Consider the following 19,801-nt stretch of genomic DNA (forward strand, 5'->3'; position numbering starts at 1 on the left):
CACGCTACCGCCCCGGGCTTACAGCTACCCGTACACTTCAGGCAGGGAAGTTCAGCCGGTTTTCCGGTGATACCCGCCCGCGCAGATCTGCAGATTTTCGCCCTTCCGGAACCTGTTCCAAAACGACACCGGATAAAGTCTCAACAAATGATCAACAATTCCAGCAATATCTGCCAATTATTAAGAATTAATCCAGGTAAATATATAGAGAAATTCCTGGTTTTTTACCATTACTGACAGTCTGACTTGCAATTGACTAAAAATACCGCAGCACCGGCTCCCGGTGACGACTACCAATAAGATTTCTCCGCCAAAGAATACATTAGCGACACTACAATATGTACCAATGATGCAGAATTACCAGTATTGAGGCGTGGCAGAGAATAAAGCGCAGGGTCAGGTCTGTTAGATAGTTTGGGGTGAGATGAACGGGGTGAAATGGCTGCGGCCAGGGGCAATATGGCCCGGAACCGCAGGTACCTGAGCTAACCCCGGTCAGCCTTGACTGTCCGGGGACGCGGGCAGGAGTTACTTTGTTTCCGGGCGCAGCGCCGGGAACAGAATCACATCACGAATGGTATGGCTGTTGGTAAACAGCATCACCATCCGGTCAATACCAATCCCCAGCCCGGCGGTTGGCGGCAGGCCATGTTCCAGGGCAGTCACATAGTCTTCGTCGTAGAACATCGCTTCGTCATCACCGGCATCTTTGGCATTCACCTGTTGCTGAAAACGGTCGGCCTGGTCTTCGGCATCATTCAGCTCCGAGAAGCCGTTACCAATCTCACGCCCGCCGATAAAGAATTCAAAGCGGTCAGTGATTTCCGGGTTCTGATCATTACGCCGTGCCAGCGGTGAGACTTCGGCCGGGTATTCGGTAATAAAGGTAGGCTGAATCAGCTGGCTTTCGGCAGTCTCTTCGAAAATCTCGGTGACTACACGTCCCAGCCCCCAGCTTTTCTCCACTTTAATCCCCAGCGACGCGGCAATGGCTGTGGCCTTATCAAAGTCATCCAGGTCACTCAGCTCAGTTTCCGGACGGTATTTTTTAATCGCTTCACGCATGGTCAGGCGGGCAAAGGGTTGACCAAAATCAAACGTCTGGTCGCCGTAGGCCACTTCGGTGTGACCCAGCACTTTCTCTGCCAGCGTGCGGAACAGGCTTTCGGTCAGTTCGATCAGGTCGTTGTAATCCGCATACGCCATATAGAGTTCCATCATGGTGAACTCAGGGTTATGGCGTGGCGAAATCCCTTCATTACGGAAGTTACGGTTGATTTCAAACACCCGGTCAAAACCACCGACCACCAGACGCTTCAGATAGAGTTCCGGCGCAATACGCAGGTACATATCGATGTCCAGCGCATTATGATGTGTGATAAACGGACGGGCAGACGCACCGCCAGGGATTACCTGCATCATCGGGGTTTCCACTTCCATAAACTCGCGCTCTACCATGAACTGACGGATACCCGCCATAATCCTGGAACGCACCTGAAAAGTATGGCGGGATTCTTCGTTAGCAATCAGGTCCAGGTAACGCTGGCGGTAACGGGTTTCCTGGTCGGCCAGACCGTGGAATTTATCCGGTAACGGACGCAGTGCTTTGGTCAACAGACGCAGTTCGCTGCAATGAATCGACAGTTCACCGGTCTTGGTTTTAAACAATTTACCGCGGGCCCCGAGGATATCTCCCAGGTCCCATTTTTTAAATTGTTCGTTATAGTAGCCTTCCGGTAAATCATCCCGGGAGACATACAGCTGAATACGGCCGCCGTTATCCTGCAGGGTGACAAAAGAGGCTTTCCCCATGATACGCCGGGTCATCATACGTCCGGCCACGCTGACTTCGATGCCGAGGTCTTCCAGTTGCTCGCTGTCTTTATCATCAAACTGTTTATGCAGCTTGTCCGACAGGGTATCGCGACGGAAATCGTTCGGAAATGCTACACCATTCTGGCGCAGCGCGGCCAGCTTCTCACGACGACTTTTCAGTTCGTTGTTGAGTTCCTGGCTGTCATCAGCGTGCTGTGGTTGTTGTTCAGACATGGGGGTTCCTTATAAACCTGCTTTTAAACTTGCTTCAATAAAACGGTCGAGGTCGCCATCCAGTACTGCCTGGGTATTACGTGTTTCCACGCCGGTACGCAGATCTTTAATCCGCGAATCATCCAGTACATAAGAACGGATCTGGCTACCCCAGCCGATATCAGATTTGTTGTCTTCCAGCGCCTGTTTTTCGGCATTCTTTTTCTGCATTTCCAGCTCGTACAGCTTAGCCTTCATCTGCTTCATCGCCTGGTCTTTGTTTTTATGCTGGGAGCGGTCATTCTGACACTGGGTGACGGTGTTGGTCGGTATGTGGGTAATACGCACTGCCGATTCGGTCCGGTTAACGTGCTGTCCACCGGCCCCCGAGGCACGGTAAACGTCAATACGTAAATCGGCCGGGTTAATCTCGATATCAATATCGTCTGAAACTTCGGGGTAAACAAACGCCGAGCTGAACGAGGTATGACGGCGGCCGCCGGAGTCGAACGGACTCTTACGCACCAGACGGTGAACACCGGTTTCGGTACGCAGCCAGCCGAATGCATATTCCCCGGAAATACGGATAGTCGCCGATTTAATCCCCGCGACATCGCCATCAGACTCTTCAATCACTTCCGATTTAAAGCCTTTATCTTCAGCCCAGCGCAGATACATGCGCAGCAGCATGCTGGCCCAGTCCTGGGCTTCGGTGCCACCAGACCCGGCCTGCAGATCGATATAGCAGTCCGCACTGTCGTACTCCCCGGAGAACATCCGGCGGAATTCCAGTTCGGCCAGTTTCTTGTCCAGATCATCCAGTTCAGCCACTGCTTCGTTGAATGTCTCTTCGTCGTCCGCTTCTACCGCCAGATCCAGCAGACCGCTGACATCTTCCAGCCCCTGAGCCAGCTGATTCAGGGTGTTAACAATCACTTCCAGTGAGGAACGCTCTTTACCCAGCGCCTGTGCGCGCTCCGGTTCGTTCCACACATCGGACTGTTCCAGCTCAGCATTTACTTCTTCGAGACGTTCATTTTTAGCATCGTAGTCAAAGATACCCCCTAAGCACATTGCTGCGCTCAGTAAGGTCCTGGATACGGTTTCTGACCGGATTAATTTCAAACATGGCGTAATAGTTCTTTTAGTTGGTCGGTTATTGGCTTAATTAAGGCCACACAGTGTACCGCAAAGGTGAAGTTTCGGGTATCCCCTGTGCAGCAGCAAGCTGCTATTTGTTGCACAGAAAACCCCGTTTATTAAGAAAGATCAGCTGACCGGCCAGAGGTGTTCGACTAACAGTTGTACGTTACGCTGGCCGCGAAACTCATTAACATCCAGTTTATAGGCCAGTTCCGCCTGTTGAACGCTGTTATCCGGCCACAGGCTGGTATCGATATTAAACGCGATACCATCCAGTAGCGGGCCGCCGCCCAGTGGCTCCAGCATCAGTTTCAGGTGACGTTCGCCGACCAGCCGTTGCTGTAGAATGCGGAATTTACCGTCGAACACCGGTTCCGGGAAAGCCTGCCCCCAGGGGCCTGCTTCACGCAGAATTTCGGCGGTATGCAGAGTCAGTTCCTGGCCGGAAAGTTCGCCATCGGACCAGACCACTCCCTGTAGCTGCTGTTCATCCAGCCACTGTCCGGCAAGTTCGGCAAATGCCCGCCGGAAGGGGGCAAACTGTTCTTCCCTGATTGACAATCCGGCCGCCATCGCATGGCCGCCAAACTTAAGTATCAGTCCGGGGTTCAGGGTATCCAGCCGTTCCAGCACATCGCGCAGATGCAGACCGCTGATGGAACGCCCCGACCCTTTCAGGGTTCCGTCGCCCGCCGGCGCGAAGGCGAATACCGGGCGATGAAAACGTTCTTTCAGCCGTGAGGCCACAATACCGACCACGCCCTGATGCCATTGCGGATGATAGAAAGCCAGGCCGTTAGGTAACTGTTGCTGCTGTTCCAGTGAGTCGCACAGGCTTAATGCTTCGGCCTGCATCCCCTGCTCAATCTCTTTGCGGGTCTGATTCAGTGCGTCCAGTTCACTGGCCAGCATCCGGGCCTGTTGGGTATCGTTACACAGTAGTAACGCGACACCGACCGACATGTCATCCAGCCGTCCTGCGGCATTCAGCCTCGGCCCCAGGGCGAAACCAAGATCGCTGGCCACCAGCTTTGCCGGCTGGCGGTTTGCCACTTCCAGTAAAGCACGGATACCGGGACGACATTTCCCGGCACGGATACGCTGTAACCCCTGCCAGACCAGGATACGGTTATTAGCATCCAGTGGCACCACATCGGCGACGGTCCCCAGTGCCACCAGGTCGAGGAGTTCGGCCAGGTTGGGTTGAGGTCGTTCACTGAACCACTGTTGTTCGCGTAAATGCGCCCGCAGCGCCAGCATCAGGTAAAACGCCACGCCAACGCCTGCCAGTGAACGCGACAGAAATCCGCAGTCTTCAAGATTGGGATTCACGATAGCAGCGGCAGCCGGCAGGGTGTCGCCCGGCAAGTGATGATCGGTGATCACCACCGGGATGCCATATTCACTGGCCAGCGCCACCCCGGCATGTGAGGAAATACCGTTGTCCACGGTCAGAATAAGTTCCGCACCACGCGCCCGGGCCTGCTCTACCACTTCGGGGCTCAGGCCATAGCCGTCTTCAAAGCGGTTAGGGACCAGAAAATCAACATTCTCTGCCCCCATATTCCGTAATGCCAGCAGTGATAATGCGGTACTGGTGGCGCCGTCGGCGTCGAAATCTCCCACCACCATAATCCGCTGCCCTGTAAGCATCGCCTGGTGCAGTAGTGCCGCCGCCGTTTCAATTCCGTTTAGCCCGTGCCAGGGCAACAGGGCCGCGGCCCCCCGCTCCAGCTCAGTGGCTGAACGAACACCGCGCATTGTATATAACCGGCGCAATAATGCCGGCATGTCGTCAGGTAAAACAACCTCTGCGGTCACCTGACGACGGCGCAGTTGCGAAACATGTTTTCCGGCCAAAAGTTACTTACCTGTATTCAGACTATCGAGATATTGTTTCAGTTCCTGTGGTCCCTGATAGCCCGGGATCAGTGTGCCATTTTCGGTAATGATGGCCGGCGTTCCCTGAATACCATACATCAGTCCCAGCTGGTACTGACGGGCAAGGTCTATATTACAGCTGGCCGTTGACGGGGTCTGGCCATTCATAGCCGCATCAAAGGCTTTATTACGGTCAGCCATACACCATACCGATTGCATCGCTTTTGACACCTGACCGCCCATTCCCTCACGCGGGAATGCCAGATACCGCACGGTAATGCCTAACGCATTATAATCTGCCATCTGCTGATGTAACTTGCGGCAGTAACCACAGGTAATATCGGTAAATACCGTCACCACATATTTCTGTTTCGGTGCCTTATAAATAATCATATCCGGCACCATCTGTTCCATCTTCTTGCCCAGCTGACGGAAAGTGACATTAACCGGACGCGGACCGCTGACATCGTACAGCGGGCCCTGAATCATTTGCTTACCATCATCGCTTATATAGAAAACGCCGCTGTCAGTCAGCACGGTTTTCATGCCCGGTAATGGCGATGGCTGGATATCGGTAACTTTAACACCCAGCCGCTGCAGAGTGCTCTGAATTGCTGAATCGTCTGCATGAGCCAGACCGGAAAGTGCTGACCACAATAAGGTCATTGCTAAAAGCGTTTTTTTCATGAACATCTCGTCCTTTATGTCCACCGGTTCAGCCCCGGGGATGATGCTGTTGATGTAACTGTCGTAGCCGTTCGTTAGCTACATGAGTATAGATCTGAGTCGTTGACAGGTCGCTGTGACCGAGCAACATTTGTACTACCCGCAAATCAGCACCGTGATTTAACAGATGCGTGGCAAAGGCATGGCGCAAAACGTGCGGTGACAACTTTTCGCTGTCGATACCGGCCAGTAACGCGTAGTGTTTTATCCGGTGCCAGAACGTCTGCCGTGTCATTTGCTGTGCGCGGTTACTGGGAAACATCACATCCATTGACTGGCCATTGGTCAGCCAGGGACGGCCATATTCCAGATATTGCTCCAGCCAGTACACCGCCTCTTCCCCCAGAGGTACCAGCCGTTCTTTATCGCCTTTACCAGTCACCCGAACCACGCCCTGACGCAGGCTGATATCGCTGACGGATAACCCCACCAGCTCAGAGACCCGTAATCCGGTCGCATAGAGTAACTCCAGCATGGCTTTATCACGTAATTCCAGAGGAATTTCTGTCGAAGGGGCCTGCAGCAGGCGTTCAATCTGTGATTCGCTCAGGTCTTTGGGCAACCGCTGTGGCAGTTTTGGCGATGAGAGTACCGCGCTGGGGTCATCACCACGCAGCTTTTCCCGGTACAGATACTGAAATAAGCGACGCATTGCGCTGAGCTGCCGGGCCGAGCTGCTGGCTTTATAACCACCTTCAAGGCGTTCAGCAAGGAAACTCTGTAAATCTTCTGCCGTGACATCCAGTAACGAGAGCTGATGCGTTGCCAGCCAGTCGGTGAGCTGATGCAGGTCCTGGCGATAAGAGGAAAGGGTATTTTGTGCCAGGTTACGTTCAATCCACAACGTGTCGAGGAACAGTTCGATTCTGCTGAGATTTTCATCCTGTTGCTGTTGTTCCTGCACCTTTCCTCCTTTATTCGCAACGCAGCTCATGACAATTTAGCCGGCGGATTTATCGCCGCGCCGCCATTATGCCTGAAATGGTCAGGCAATGGCTAAGATAATCTCCGCAAGCTCCGGCGGTACTGGCTGGCCTGGCCTGACCCGGAATAGTCGCAGATTTAGCCTGTGTTAGCCGCAACACGCCAGCGCCTTTAGCGCCATTCTCTGCTACCATACGCGCCAGTTTTCGATCAACTGAGCAACTGATGGTATGAAAATCGGATTATTCTATGGTTCCAGTACCTGCTATACCGAAATAGTGGCGGAAAAAATCCGCGATTTTATCGGCGCGGATTTGGTCACTTTACACAATGTCAAAGACGGTACCACCGAATCCATGCAGCACTATGATCTGCTGATTATGGGAATCCCGACCTGGGATTTCGGTGAGTTACAGGAAGACTGGGAAGCCATCTGGCCGATGCTGCCGGACTTACAGCTGCAGGGAAAAATCGTGGCGTTGTACGGAATGGGCGACCAGATTGGTTACAGCGAATGGTTTCTGGATGCGCTGGGTATGCTGCATGATTTGCTGCAACCGATGGGGGTTCGCTTTATCGGCTACTGGCCTACCGAAGGCTTTGAGTTTATCAGCCAGAAAGCGGTAGTGCCGGGCGGCTCACAGTTTGTCGGGCTGGCGCTGGATGATGTTAATCAGTTTGAACGGACCGATGAACGGATTGAGCAGTGGTGCGAACAGATTCTGACCGAAATGTCAGGTCTGCTGTAACGGCTTTGCGTTAAGAAGCAGTAATACTTCTGGCAGCGACGGGGGGTGCGGTGAATTTTGTGCCTGAAAATTTAAGTAAATATTTGCACTTAATATTCGACCGGGAGTGACGCCCCCTCCTGCAACTGCCAGATTATGTGGCAGAGTGACCGGTTGTGTACCTGATAAATTGCACACTGTGACTATTAACTATGACGACTAAACCACGGTTCCGGTTTAAGCTCCCGCCCCTTCAGTAAACCACTGAGCCCTTAAAATCCCTGTCCGGTCAGGCGCCGTTGTCAGTACAGAACCGATGCGGCACTGCTGAATACCCGCCCCGTCTGCCGGTTAGTCGGGTAACCTGCAACAATAAAACCAGTGCATGCGCAGGCCACGCCAGTCGGTTTCCGGCATGGCATCCTGCATCAGCCAGAATGTGATTCGCTGGCTGTGTTCATTTTCCAGTGTCAGTAATACTCCACAAGGGAGCCAGCCCGGATTTCGCACCGTCCGCCAGCGTTGCTGTTGCCAGTACCAGATGCCCTGATTATCGAGCTGTATTGCCCCGCAACGCTGATAAAATCGCCGCCGGGCCAGCTTGCCTTCCCGCCAGACCAGCAGGAAAGCCAGCAGCTTCAGGGGGGACCACAGTAACGGCCAGGGCGAACAGAGCAGCGCCAGTAACAGCAGAATCTCTGCCCCCCGCTGAATCCGTACTGCCCAGCGTGAGGCAATCAGCTCAGAGTGCCACCGGCCCGCGTTGTGCGTTGCGTTCACGAATCAGGTTCACCATCCGTTTCAGCTCAGGGTCTGCCGGTTCGCCGTGCTCCATCATCCAGTTAAATAAATCAGGATCATCGGCCCGCAGCAGGTTAATAAAGCACTGTTTATCGTGGTCACTGAGCGAATCATATTCATATTTAAAGAACGGCATAATCGCGATATCCAGTTCCAGCATGCCACGGCGGCAGGCCCACTGAACGCGGGATTTATCTTCGATACCCGGGGAGGTCATGTTCGGCATTATTTATCCTGTGCTGTTAACCGACAGGCAGACAGTTTACCCCGGATAACCAGCCCCTTGCGACTCTCCCCGCTGACCGGGAGTTAAAATTGCGCACTGTGCCGCAGGCCGGCAAGGGTGAGCTTAAATTCGTCGTCGGTTTCCGGCAAAACCCTCCTCCTTGCGCATTTGTGGTGTGGTTGTGCCCTTTTCAGTAACGCCGCTTTGGTGAATAATGCACAGATACAGGTCAATTTCGTCACCGGTGCAGGAATACGGTCAACCGCCGACTCCGCCGCACCGGTACTTCAGATTCAGTCACAGGATCTTTTTATGCCCGCAAATACTCTTTCACACCCGGCACCGGCAGACGCCCTGCCACTGACCGTTATCGCACTCGACGACTGGGCACTGGTGACCGCCCGCGGACCGGACAGCACCAGCTATCTGCAGGGTCAGCTTACGCTGGATGTCGCAGCCCTTGAGGAAAATGATCACCGGCTGGCCGCCCATTGTGATGCGAAAGGCAAGATGTGGAGTAGCCTGCGCCTGTTCCATGACCTTGAGGATTACGGCTATCTGCTGCGCCGCCAGGTCCGCGAACAGCAACTGACCGAGCTGAAAAAATATGCGGTATTTTCCAAAGTCACTCTGGCGGCTGACGACAGCCGTCAACTGACCGGCGTGGCGGGCAGCGGTGCCCGCGAGGCACTGGCCGGGCAATTTGCTCAGTTGCCGGACAGTGAGAATCCACGGGTGGTGGCCGGTGAAACCCTGCTACTGTGGTTGCCCTTACCAGAGGAACGTTTTCTGGTGATTGCCGCTGAACCACAAACCACGGCACTACGTCAGGCATTAAACAGCGCACAGACGGCAGACAGTCAGCAATGGCTGGCGCTGAATATCGCCGCCGGAGAGCCGGTGATTGACAGCGCTGTCAGCGACGAATTTATTCCGCAGGCGACCAATCTGCAGGCTCTGAATGCTATCAGTTTTAAGAAGGGTTGCTACACCGGTCAGGAGATGGTGGCGCGGGCAAAATATCGTGGCGCGAATAAACGCGCCCTCTACTGGCTGTCGGGTCACAGTGAAAAAACTCCGGCCGCCGGAGATTCGCTGGAGTTGCAGATGGGCGATAAATGGCGCCGGACCGGTACCGTGCTGGCTGCCGTCAGGCTGAGTAACGGCCAACTGTCACTGCAGGCGGTGCTGAATAATGACCTGGAGAGTGACGCGGTTCTGCGTCCGGAAGGGGATGAAGGCGCGGTACTTAACGTGCAGCCCCTGCCCTATTCCCTGGCAGAAGCCGACTGACCTTCTGCGGCAGTGTCTGAGCTGGCACTGCCGTGAGTCAGAGTTTACTGCAGGTAAAAGTAAATGGCGCAGAAGTGGCAGACTGCGCCCCCCAGCACAAAGCCGTGCCAGATGGCATGGTTAAACGGAATTCGCCGCGAGACATAAAAAATAACCCCCAGCGAATAGACAATCCCACCGATGGCCAGTAACCAGACACAGGCGGGCGACAGCCGGGTCGCCATCTGATAAATCACCACCAGCGATAACCAGCCCATCAGCAAATAGGTGACCAGCGAGACGATTTTAAAGCGGTGAGCAAACCCCAGTTTAAAAATTATCCCCGCCAGCGCCAGTAACCAGATAACCACCATCAGTCCGTAGGCTAACGGAGATTTCAGCCCCACCAGCAAAAACGGGGTGTAGGTGCCGGCAATCAGCAGATAAATAGCACAATGGTCAAATTTCTTCAGCCAGGGTTTCGCCCCCGGAGAGGGAACGGCATGATAGAGCGTGGACGCAAAGAACAGCAGGATCATGCTGCCACCGTACAGGCTGTAACTGGTGATTGCCATTGCACCGGCCTGGGTCTTAATTGCCTTAGTCAGTAACAATACCAACCCGACAATACCGAATACGCATCCCAGGGCGTGACTGACACTGTTGGCAACTTCTTCGGCGACGGAGTATCCCTTCGGAAAAAAACGGTGTTTGGTCATCGAATGCTTCCTGAATTATTCCCAGATTCCTGATAGATCACCCACAGCGTAGCGAAGAATATTTTCAGTGTACAGTTGTAAGCTGAAATAAATTTGTGAACGGCTGTAACCGGATTACCGGACACAGGGACTGGCTCGGCATCCCCCCTTATTTCTGTGCAAAATCAACCTGCGCGGACCGGTTCAGCGACTGCCGCGTCACTGCTTAACCGCGAGTACAACAGGTCATTACACCACTCCCCGTTAAGTCAGAAGCTTTGCCTTAAACAACCTTCGTACTGAAAACCGCATCGTTCCATCAGGCGTATGCAGGGGCTGTTACCCTCAGTCACCCGGCAGAACAACCGGTGGCCGTAGTGGCCGGAAAAAAATGCCCTGGCCAGCGCATTCAGAGACTCGCTGCCATAGCCCTTGCCCTGCCCGTCACGGCTGAGAATAAAACCCGCTTCAGCCATCCCGGGCTCGGTCATACACCAGCCGGTAAGCCCGACCGGCCTGCCTTGCCTGGCTTCGCAAAGTAACAGACAGAGCCAGTGGTTGCTGTGGCGATCCCAGTCAACCAGGCGTTGATTAAAGCGTTCACGGATCTCCGGCTCAGCCAGCGGATCACTGATAAAGCGCATCACCTGCCGGTCCTGGTACAACCCGAAAAAGAACGGCCAGTCCTGTGCGGTTAAGCGGCGACCAGTCAGGCGGGCAGTGTTCAGTTGCTTCATCGATTCTCCCCAATAAAAAACCGCGGTCTGTAAGGAGCCGCGGTATTAACCTTACCCGAACTTTATGACGGTAATAGCCTTACTGTGCCTGATAATCGCTGAGCGGTACACAGGAGCAGAACAGATTACGATCGCCATAAACATCATCCAGCCGTTTGACTGTCGGCCAGTATTTATCCTCACTGCCGGCCGGGAAAACGGCCTGTTCACGGGAGTAACTGTGCTGCCAGTCTTGCGTTATTTCCTGCTGGGTATGTGGGGCATTGACCAGCGGGTTATCGTCCGCCGGCCATTCACCCGCAGCCACTTTGTCAATTTCGCTGCGGATCGCCAGCATGGCGGCGATAAACCGGTCCAGTTCCTGCTGACTTTCCGACTCGGTAGGTTCCACCATCAGTGTGCCGGCTACCGGGAATGACATGGTCGGTGCGTGGAAACCGTAGTCAATCAGCCGTTTGGCAATATCCATCTCACTGATCCCGGTCTGCTCTTTCAGCGGACGGATATCCAGGATACATTCATGCGCCACATGTCCGTGCGCGCCGGTATACAGAATCGGGTAAGCATCGCTTAGCCGGCGGGCAATATAGTTCGCATTCAGAATCGCTACCGAGCTGGCCTGGCGCAAACCTCCCGCGCCCATCATCCGGATATACATCCAGCTGATAGGCAAAATAGAAGCGCTGCCAAAGGGGGCTGCCGAAACCGCCCCTTCGCGGGTCAGAACGCCCTCCAGCTGGACCACACTGTGTCCCGGAACAAACGGTGCCAGGTGCGCTTTAACGCCAATCGGCCCCATTCCCGGCCCGCCGCCGCCATGCGGAATACAGAATGTTTTGTGCAGATTAAGGTGAGATACATCGGCACCGATAAATCCTGGCGAGGTGAGCCCGACCTGCGCATTCATATTGGCGCCATCCAGATAGACCTGGCCACCGTGCTGATGAACAATCTCACAGACTTCGCCGATAGTGGCTTCATAGACGCCGTGGGTCGACGGGTAAGTGACCATAATACAGGAAAGCTGTTCACCCGCCTGTCCGGCTTTCAGGCGAAGATCATCCAGATCTATGTTGCCCTGTTTATCACAGGCCACCACCACCACTTCCATCCCCGCCATTTGTGCCGAGGCAGGATTGGTGCCGTGGGCAGAGGCCGGAATCAGACAGATATTGCGTTCCGGCTGCTGACGGCTTTCATGATAACGGCGGATAGCCAGCAGGCCGGCATATTCCCCCTGGGCACCGGAATTGGGCTGCATACAGAGGGCATCGTAGCCGGTCAGTTGCACCAGCCAGCGTGACAACATATCAATCATCTGCAGGTAACCAGCTGCCTGAGAGGTCGGACAGAAAGGGTGTAACCCTGCAAATTCCGGCCAGGTGATCGGCAACATTTCTGCGGCGGCATTGAGTTTCATGGTGCAGGAACCGAGCGGGATCATCGCCTGATTCAGGGCCAGATCTTTTTTCTCCAGCCGGTGCAGATAACGCATCATTTCCGTTTCACTGTGATAACGGTTAAACACCGGGTGGCTGAGGATGGCATCTGTGCGGTATAACGCCTGCGGGATCGAATGGCTTTCTGCCGCCAGTGACTGATCGAGACTTTCAATATCTGCGGGTGCCGTGTCACCGGTCAGAATGGTTACCAGAGTCTGCAGATCCTGACGCACGGTGGTCTCATCCAGCGTGATCCCTACCGCCTGGTGCAGATCCGTACGCAGGTTAACCTGATGCTCAGCCGCACGTTGCAGTACCGCCGCCTTGTCTTTGACTTCCACCATCAGGGTATCAAACCACTGAAGATTACGAATTTTTATTCCCCGTTGCTGCAACGCGGCCGCCAGAATATCGGTCATCCGGTGAATACGTTCAGCAATGGTTTTCAGCCCTTGTGGCCCGTGCCACACCGCATACATTCCGGCAATATTGGCCAGCAACACCTGCGAGGTACAGATGTTAGAATTGGCTTTTTCACGGCGGATATGTTGCTCACGGGTCTGCATGGCCATACGCAGCGCCTGATTACCGCTGACATCCCGTGATACCCCGATAATCCGGCCCGGCATGGCACGTTTATGTTCGTCACGACTGGCGAAGAACGCCGCATGCGGTCCGCCATAGCCCATAGGCACACCAAAACGCTGTGATGACCCAAAGACAATATCCGCGCCCTGGGCGCCCGGTGAGGTCAGTAATACCAGCGCCATAAAATCGGCGGCAACACTGACAATCACTTTGCGTTGTTTTAGCTGAGCGATGATTTCACGATAGTCATGCAGATGACCGCGGGTACCGCAGTACTGCAACAGGACGCCAAACAGGTCCTGATGGTCAGCCGCCCGTTCAGCCGCATCGATGATCAGTTCAAAACCAAAGGTTTCGGCACGGGTCCGTACCACATCCAGGGTTTGCGGATGGACATCATCGGCCACAAAGAATTTGTTGGCATTTTTCAGTTTACTGACGCGTTTCGCCATGGCCATCGCTTCGGCCGCCGCGGTCGCCTCATCCAGCAGCGAGGCCGAGGCGATATCCATGCCGGTTAAATCCAGGGTCAGTTGCTGGAAGTTAAGCAGTGCTTCCAGCCGGCCCTGAGAAACCTCCGGCTGATAAGGCGTGTAGGCGGTGTACCAGCCCGGATTCTCCAGCAGATTTCGCAGGATCACCGGCGGGGTAATCACCGCGCTGTAACCCATCCCTATCCAGGATTTATAACACTTATTTTTTCCGGCAATTGCCTTAAGCTCAGCCAGAGCCTGTTGCTCAGTGACCGCCTCACCTGTCGCCGGCAGTTCCGGCAGACGGATTGACTGCGGAACAATCGCATTAATCAGTGCCGGTAAGCTGTCCGCACCGATGCTCTGTAGCATGGTTTGTTGCTGCTGTTCGGTCGGGCCAATATGGCGGGAGATAAAGTCATTCTGGTTTTCAAGCTGGCTGAGAGTCCGGGTCATCGCTGTGCATCCTGAATCAGGCTGGAATTAATACGGCAGCATCACTGGCGACTGCCGTTTAAGGTCACTCCGGCCACAGACTGTGCAGCCGGGGTCTGGCAGTTATTCGCCAATGGCGGCCTGATAGGCTGCTGCATCCAGCAGGCCATCTTCACCACCGGCAGGTTGCAGTCTGAACAACCAGCCTTCGCTGTAAGGGTCGCTGTTGACCAGCTCCGGGTTTTCTCCCAGCGCTTCGTTGACAGCAATCACTTCACCGTTAAGCGGTGCATAGATATCGGATGCGGCTTTGACGGATTCGGCCACCGCACAATCATCTCCCTGTTGCAGTTGCGCGCCCACCTCAGGCAGGTCAACAAACACCATGTCACCCAGCAGTTCCTGGGCATGTTCGGTAATGCCAACCGTTACACTGCCATCCTGTTCAAAACGCACCCACTCGTGACTTTCACGGTATTTAAGTTCAGCCGGGACATTGCTCATTAGGGTTATCTCCTGAAATTATTCTTTATACCAAAGGTTTGCCGGCGCGAACGAACACCGGCCGGGTGACGGTGACCGGCATCTCACGCTGGCGAATTTGTACCACCGCAGTATCAGCGATTGAGGCAGGAACCCGTGCCAGGGCAATACCGCAGCCCAGGGTGGGGGAAAATGAACCGCTGGTGATAATCCCCTGCTGCTGTACACCGTCACTGTCAGTAAACAGCACCGGTAGCTCATTTCGCAATACACCTTTTTCTTTCAGCACCAGACCGACCAGTTTTTCGTGGCCCTGCCGGCGTTGCTGTTCCAGTGCCTCACGCCCGATAAACTGGCGATCCTCCGGTTGCCAGGCGATAGTCCAGCCCATATTCGCCGCCAGCGGGGACACTGACTCATCCATTTCCTGACCATACAGATTCATCCCGGCTTCCAGCCGCAGGGTATCGCGGGCACCGAGCCCGGCCGGTTTCACTCCGGCGTGAAGCAACTTCTGCCAGAAGTCAGCGGCCTGGCTGGCGGGCAGCGCAATTTCATAGCCTGCTTCGCCGGTGTAACCGGTGGTGGCAATAAACAAATCACCACTCTGTACCCCGAAAAACGGTGCCAGCCCTTCGGTTTGCTGACGCTGGCTGTCGGTAAACAGGCTGCGGGCTTTCTGCTGTGCCTGTGGCCCCTGCACCGCTATCAGTGCCAGTTCGCTGCGTTCCTGTAATGTCACCCCAAACCCGCGGGCATGCTCAGTTAACCAGCCAAGGTCTTTTTCCCGGGTGGCAGAATTGACCACCAGCCGGAAATACTCTTCGCTCAGGAAATAGACGATTAAATCATCAATCACCCCTCCGGAAGCATTCAGCATCGCGCTGTATAAGGCTTTGCCCGGAACGGTCAGTTTGGCAACATCATTCGCCAGCAGATAGCGCAGGAACTCGCGGCTGCGCGGCCCGGTAATATCCACGATGGTCATATGCGAAACATCGAACATTCCGGCATCGTGGCGGACGGCCTGATGTTCATCAATCTGAGAACCGTAATGCAGAGGCATCATCCAGCCGTGAAAATCCACCATTCTGGCCCCGCAGGCCTGATGCTGTTCAAACAAAGGTGTGTGCTGAGTCATAACTGTCCCGTTGATAAGTAAGGGTTTACCCTGAGCCGTCAGGCCGCCACGATTCTCTGTCGCAACGCAAACGTTATCCTTAGCAAAAACTTACCACTGAAAGGCAAAATTAACTATAAGCAAAATAATGGTGAAACAGGGGCGTGCACTATAATAGTGCACAGATAGTTACAGTTAAAAACATCACAATATAATAAAATGACAGTTTAAAACTCCAGAATACTGAGCTTTACTCAGCATATTCGCAGAGTATCGGTAGGGGTTAATGTTAAGACAGGATGCCATTCCCACCACTTCGGATTAGAAAAAGTAAGGCAAAGCACAGCGTCAAATTAGAATAAATCAAACGAGGATCCATTACGGTGCAATCAAAGCTGAGCAGTGTGAGTCTCCACCCGGCAATCACACTGAGATCATGCAGACAGGAGGTTTTATTAAGGCGCATCTGAGAAAAACAGGTAAATCGGGCCCGATATAATTCTGGCTTAATGAACGGTGGCTTATCGCTGAAGTGATATACAAAACCTGAGAGCCAATAATTAAATATGACCCGGCGTTGTCCGGAATTTTTGTGTATAGTTGCTGCAAAGTGGTATCTGCATTTTAAGGATGGAAGGTGGATTGCTATGAAAGTGAGTGATGCTACGCTACTCAGGTCAGGGTTTAGTCATGCAGACCTGGAAAAACTGAAAAACAATATTGCTCATTACGGCGGATCGCTGGATTCCGTGACCCATGATCTGGCTAACCGCTTTAATGCCTCAAAGTGGATAACTATCGCTGCTTTTATCCTGCTTGCTTTCACACTGATGCTGGCATCTGTAGCTACCAGCATCACGCTTGCGACCACACTGGCGGTTGTATTAACTTTTATATGGTATTTAACGCCAGCGAAACTGGCATATAAGTCATGGCGCTTTCGCAGGGTAATCACTCATTCGAAGCCGTATCATTAATCGACATAAGGTCAAATATGATCTTAGCTTTAACACCATAACCGACAATTTTCATTGTAAGTTTTGGACGGCTTAGGGTGCTGACTTTCCGGTAATAATCGGCGGGCAGATATCGAAATAAACGCCATGTCCCGGGGCGTCTGAACAGACCGAATATGCTACAGGCATTTGCAACCAGCGAGACTGATTTATATAGCCCGAGCCCACTATGACGGCTAAATCCCATAAATTCAGCGGTGGACATAGTTGCATCAGCAACCAAACCCTCTGAGGTTTGATTATCCATTGCATAATGGGCAACTTCTTTACTTATGCCATTCGCCCCTTCGATAACCAGAACAGCACCAGCAAGAACTCCCATAGGTGTCATAGAACCAATCAAGGTTAGACCAACAGCTATTTCAACACCGGATAAAACCACATTTACAGCAGATATCACATACCCAACAATTTTATTATTTTCCCGGATGAACTCCACTTTGGCGTAAAGTTTTGCTGTCTTCATACGTAACATCCGGCCTTGTTCTTCGAGGTTTTCGGTCTCTGCTCTCAGATTTTTAATGCATGCTATGCACTCTTCATCCGATTTCGCGCGCCGGGCTGCAGCAAATTGCTGCGCGACAACCTGTTTTATTTCCCGGACAAAAATACTCCGGGTCAGGCTATCCTGCAGGTGAAAGGCGGAAAGTCTGTTGGCAGTATTAACCAGTTTTCTGGCTTCAAGGTTAACCATTGTTTCTGCCCAGGCTTTATTTCTACCGCCTGAGCGCATCATATCGGTTAAGTTCGCATCCATTCTTGTTCTCCCTGTATATTACATCGCCGATAATACCTCGTTAATTTCAGTAATAAACCATCTTTTAGCCGGAAATATGTCGGTCCCGATATACCTGTTTTCTCCGATACAGTCTAAAGTAAAACTCCCGTTTAATCAGAGTCAGAACTGAAGCTGAAGCCGGATGTATCGACCTTCCGAACCGAACATCTGAGGCCACAGCAGCACCTGTCCATTATTGATTCGCTCCAAAATGCGCTTAAGCCCGTTTTCGGCCACAATAAACAGGCCCCCATAATGCCTTCAATAATGAGGGCATTTTCCAGAAAACAAATGCGGACCCATGAAGGTGCATTCAGCGGCTAAGTAAATCCATCAGTAACCGGAACAGCCGCTGGTCATCGACTCCGGTAATCACTTTCGCGTTGGGCTGACGTCCGGCCAGATGCCGTTCGCTGACAAAACCGACACTTCGCCCGTAGTTAATGCCGGGAGTACAATCGACGCTCACCAGTGCCGGAATCCCCGTAAAACAGTCAGGCTCTAACAGTCCGGCGATCACACAGGGATCATGCAGACAAGGATCGGCTGCGCCGTAATCTGCCAGCATTACGGCTGCCAGCTGACAGGACGGTGAATCCGATTGCCGCAATACTTCGATGCGCGGTGCGGTTAACCGTGCTTTTGAGGTCACATCCAGTCCGAACAGGGTCAGTGGTACTCCGGCCGCCAGTACCACTTCGGCAGCATGAGGATCGCAGGCAAAATTAAACTCAGCCGCCGGGGTGGTATTCCCCGGAGAGAATACCGCCCCGCCCATCACGACTATCTGTTTTATTTGCGGGATAATCTCTGGTGCCTTAATCAGTGCCAGGGCAATGTTGGTCATTGGGCCGAGCACGCAGAGTGATATCTCGCCAGGTGCCGCCAGCACGGTGTCGATAATAAAATCGACGGCATGTTGTTGCGCGGGACGCAACTTCGATTCAGGGAGGCCACTGTTGCCCAGGCCATCTGCGCCGTGTACTGACGACAGGCGGGCGGGTCCCGGAAAAATCGCCCGCGAACATCCGGCAAACACAGGGATATCTTCCCGCTGCAGGAAAGAGAGAATACGTAATGCATTGCGGGTAACCGCCGGCAAAGGCAGATTACCGGCTACCGTAGTAATTCCGCACACCTCAAGCTGCTCACCCGCGGCCAGTGCCATCATTAATGCCACGGCATCATCAACACCGGGGTCACAATCGATAATTATCTTTTCCATACCCTCTCCTGCCCTACGGATATCGTTCCGCAGGGCCTGTCGTGATAAGTCGCTTATTTAAGCAACTGATTGGTGTAGTATTTATCGGCCGGTAACACCGTCTTAATCTGGCCGGTTGCCTGCAACGCTCTGGCAATCGGCAACCAGTTGTCATCACTCTGCATCATGTAACCCTGCGGCCCTTTCATATCCGGTGAGATAATTTTCCAGGCTTTGCTGCTCAGAGCCACTGAACCACTGTCCGGATAGGCTTTATGCAGCAGTTCGGCAGCATCATCCGGATGAGCGGCAGCCCATTCGGTGGCTTTAATCGTGGCCTGCATCCATTTCTTCGCTACATCACCGTGTTGCTGCAGATAGCGGGTCGAGGCGGTATAAGCCCACACCGGGACATCCGGCACTCCGGCATCTTTACCCACCAGCTGTCCCGGTGTCTTGTTTTGTGACAGTTCCACATCCGGAACCAGGAAGTTATTGGTATTGGTGGCAATATCCACTTTACCGGCCAGTAGCAACGGCACATCACTGTCCTGAGCAATAATAAATTTCACATCACTTTCCTGAAGACCTGCCGCTTTCAGCACAAACGGCATCATCGCTTTACTCCAGGAATCGGTAAAAATCGCGATCGATTTACCTTTCAGATCCTTCAGTGACACCGGCACTCCGGGGCGGGTAAACAACCCCCAGTTATTATGCTGGGCATACAGACCTACCGCGATCACCGGCAGCCCCTGATCGGCCGCAAACACCACATCCGAGGTAGCATTCAGGCCGACATCGGCCTGGCCCAGGGCCAGCATCCGGGCGGTGGTTTGTGAATCCGGCGGGAAGATCACTTTCACGTCCAGACCCGCCTGTTGATAGAAACCTTTTTGCTGCCCGACTACAATCGGGATCAGTTGATGATCGGCACCCGCCCAGTCATAAACAAAGCGGATCGGAGTCAGAGTTTCGGCATGCGCAAAGCCCGCCGAAACACCGGACAGTAATGCACTGAGAATGGCGGTACGAATAATAGCTGCTTTCACTGTGTCTACCTCTGTCGGGATAATAGGTTACGGTGAGTTTCACCGG

Annotated in this window: 19 protein-coding genes; 3 read left to right on the forward strand and 16 right to left on the reverse strand. The window is 53.5% G+C overall.

What is annotated here, in order from left to right; genetic code table 11:
• Positions 1–528: 528 nt before the first annotated feature.
• From lysS to B3Z23_RS17065, 6 genes are all read right to left on the reverse strand, one after another.
• Complete coding sequence (lysS, locus tag B3Z23_RS17040; protein ID WP_294912401.1) at positions 529–2,049, reverse strand: lysine--tRNA ligase; 1,521 nt, start codon at positions 2,047–2,049, stop codon at positions 529–531.
• Between the two features lie 9 nt (positions 2,050–2,058).
• Positions 2,059–3,157, reverse strand: a protein-coding gene (prfB, locus tag B3Z23_RS17045; RefSeq protein ID WP_294912402.1) for a peptide chain release factor 2 whose coding sequence is annotated in 2 segments (ribosomal slippage) — positions 2,059–3,081 and positions 3,083–3,157 — 1,098 coding nt in all. Because the reading frame shifts where the segments join, the coding sequence is not laid out codon by codon here.
• A 140-nt stretch (positions 3,158–3,297) separates the two neighbouring features.
• Positions 3,298–5,031 (reverse strand): single-stranded-DNA-specific exonuclease RecJ, encoded by a 1,734-nt coding sequence (recJ, locus tag B3Z23_RS17050; protein ID WP_294912404.1) that lies wholly within the window; start codon positions 5,029–5,031, stop codon positions 3,298–3,300.
• Between the two features lie 3 nt (positions 5,032–5,034).
• Positions 5,035–5,739 (reverse strand): bifunctional protein-disulfide isomerase/oxidoreductase DsbC, encoded by a 705-nt coding sequence (gene dsbC, locus B3Z23_RS17055; protein WP_294912406.1) that lies wholly within the window; start codon positions 5,737–5,739, stop codon positions 5,035–5,037.
• A gap of 28 nt (positions 5,740–5,767) precedes the next feature.
• Complete coding sequence (gene xerD, locus B3Z23_RS17060; RefSeq protein WP_294912407.1) at positions 5,768–6,682, reverse strand: site-specific tyrosine recombinase XerD; 915 nt, start codon at positions 6,680–6,682, stop codon at positions 5,768–5,770.
• Positions 6,683–6,731: 49 nt separating this feature from the next.
• Complete coding sequence (locus tag B3Z23_RS17065) at positions 6,732–6,896, reverse strand: hypothetical protein (RefSeq protein WP_294912408.1); 165 nt, start codon at positions 6,894–6,896, stop codon at positions 6,732–6,734.
• Between the two features lie 36 nt (positions 6,897–6,932).
• Between B3Z23_RS17065 and fldB the strand changes: the two genes are divergently transcribed.
• Positions 6,933–7,451 (forward strand): flavodoxin FldB, encoded by a 519-nt coding sequence (gene fldB, locus B3Z23_RS17070; RefSeq protein ID WP_294912409.1) that lies wholly within the window; start codon positions 6,933–6,935, stop codon positions 7,449–7,451.
• A 330-nt stretch (positions 7,452–7,781) separates the two neighbouring features.
• Here the strand turns inward: fldB and B3Z23_RS17075 are convergent, their stop codons facing one another.
• Together B3Z23_RS17075 and sdhE are read right to left on the reverse strand one after the other, a co-directional pair.
• Complete coding sequence (locus B3Z23_RS17075; RefSeq protein ID WP_294912410.1) at positions 7,782–8,210, reverse strand: protein YgfX; 429 nt, start codon at positions 8,208–8,210, stop codon at positions 7,782–7,784.
• Positions 8,173–8,448: an FAD assembly factor SdhE gene (gene sdhE, locus B3Z23_RS17080; RefSeq protein WP_038019344.1), complete on the reverse strand. Its 276-nt coding sequence runs from the start codon at positions 8,446–8,448 to the stop codon at positions 8,173–8,175. The genes B3Z23_RS17075 and sdhE overlap by 38 nt, the downstream gene beginning before the upstream one ends.
• A 321-nt stretch (positions 8,449–8,769) precedes the next feature.
• On the opposite strand from sdhE, the gene ygfZ reads away from it, so the two are divergent.
• Positions 8,770–9,750, forward strand: coding sequence for a tRNA-modifying protein YgfZ (ygfZ, locus tag B3Z23_RS17085; RefSeq protein ID WP_294912411.1), 981 nt, complete (start codon positions 8,770–8,772; stop codon positions 9,748–9,750).
• 44 nt (positions 9,751–9,794) lie between these two features.
• Here the strand turns inward: ygfZ and trhA are convergent, their stop codons facing one another.
• The 5 genes from trhA to gcvT all read right to left on the reverse strand — a co-directional run bounded on the left by trhA (position 9,795) and on the right by gcvT (position 15,726).
• The gene (gene trhA / locus B3Z23_RS17090; protein ID WP_046791826.1) at positions 9,795–10,448 is read right to left on the reverse strand and encodes a PAQR family membrane homeostasis protein TrhA; all 654 of its coding nucleotides are present in this window, start codon (positions 10,446–10,448) and stop codon (positions 9,795–9,797) included.
• A gap of 248 nt (positions 10,449–10,696) precedes the next feature.
• A complete protein-coding gene (locus B3Z23_RS17095; protein WP_294912412.1) occupies positions 10,697–11,164 on the reverse strand; it encodes a GNAT family N-acetyltransferase in 468 nt (155 codons plus the stop codon).
• 79 nt (positions 11,165–11,243) lie between these two features.
• Entirely contained in the window at positions 11,244–14,123 is a 2,880-nt protein-coding gene (gene gcvP / locus B3Z23_RS17100; RefSeq protein WP_294912413.1) for an aminomethyl-transferring glycine dehydrogenase, read from the reverse strand.
• A 102-nt stretch (positions 14,124–14,225) separates the two neighbouring features.
• On the reverse strand, positions 14,226–14,606 hold the full coding sequence (gene gcvH / locus B3Z23_RS17105) for a glycine cleavage system protein GcvH (RefSeq protein WP_294912415.1): 381 nt from the start codon (positions 14,604–14,606) through the stop codon (positions 14,226–14,228).
• Between the two features lie 25 nt (positions 14,607–14,631).
• Complete coding sequence (gene gcvT / locus B3Z23_RS17110) at positions 14,632–15,726, reverse strand: glycine cleavage system aminomethyltransferase GcvT (protein WP_294912416.1); 1,095 nt, start codon at positions 15,724–15,726, stop codon at positions 14,632–14,634.
• A gap of 626 nt (positions 15,727–16,352) precedes the next feature.
• On the opposite strand from gcvT, the gene B3Z23_RS17115 reads away from it, so the two are divergent.
• Positions 16,353–16,682, forward strand: a complete 330-nt coding sequence (locus B3Z23_RS17115; protein WP_294912418.1) for a hypothetical protein — start codon at positions 16,353–16,355, stop codon at positions 16,680–16,682.
• Here B3Z23_RS17115 and B3Z23_RS17120 read toward each other — a convergent pair.
• From B3Z23_RS17120 to B3Z23_RS17130, 3 genes are all read right to left on the reverse strand, one after another.
• Positions 16,657–17,478, reverse strand: a complete 822-nt coding sequence (locus B3Z23_RS17120) for a DUF4225 domain-containing protein (protein ID WP_294912419.1) — start codon at positions 17,476–17,478, stop codon at positions 16,657–16,659. The genes B3Z23_RS17115 and B3Z23_RS17120 overlap by 26 nt on opposite strands.
• Before the next feature lie 334 nt (positions 17,479–17,812).
• On the reverse strand, positions 17,813–18,724 hold the full coding sequence (locus B3Z23_RS17125) for a nucleoside hydrolase (protein ID WP_294912421.1): 912 nt from the start codon (positions 18,722–18,724) through the stop codon (positions 17,813–17,815).
• 53 nt (positions 18,725–18,777) lie between these two features.
• Positions 18,778–19,755 (reverse strand): ABC transporter substrate-binding protein, encoded by a 978-nt coding sequence (locus tag B3Z23_RS17130; protein WP_294912422.1) that lies wholly within the window; start codon positions 19,753–19,755, stop codon positions 18,778–18,780.
• Positions 19,756–19,801: the final 46 nt, after the last annotated feature.

It is taken from the genome of Tatumella sp. UBA2305 (assembly GCF_002345795.1).
Lineage (GTDB): Bacteria > Pseudomonadota > Gammaproteobacteria > Enterobacterales > Enterobacteriaceae > Tatumella > Tatumella morbirosei.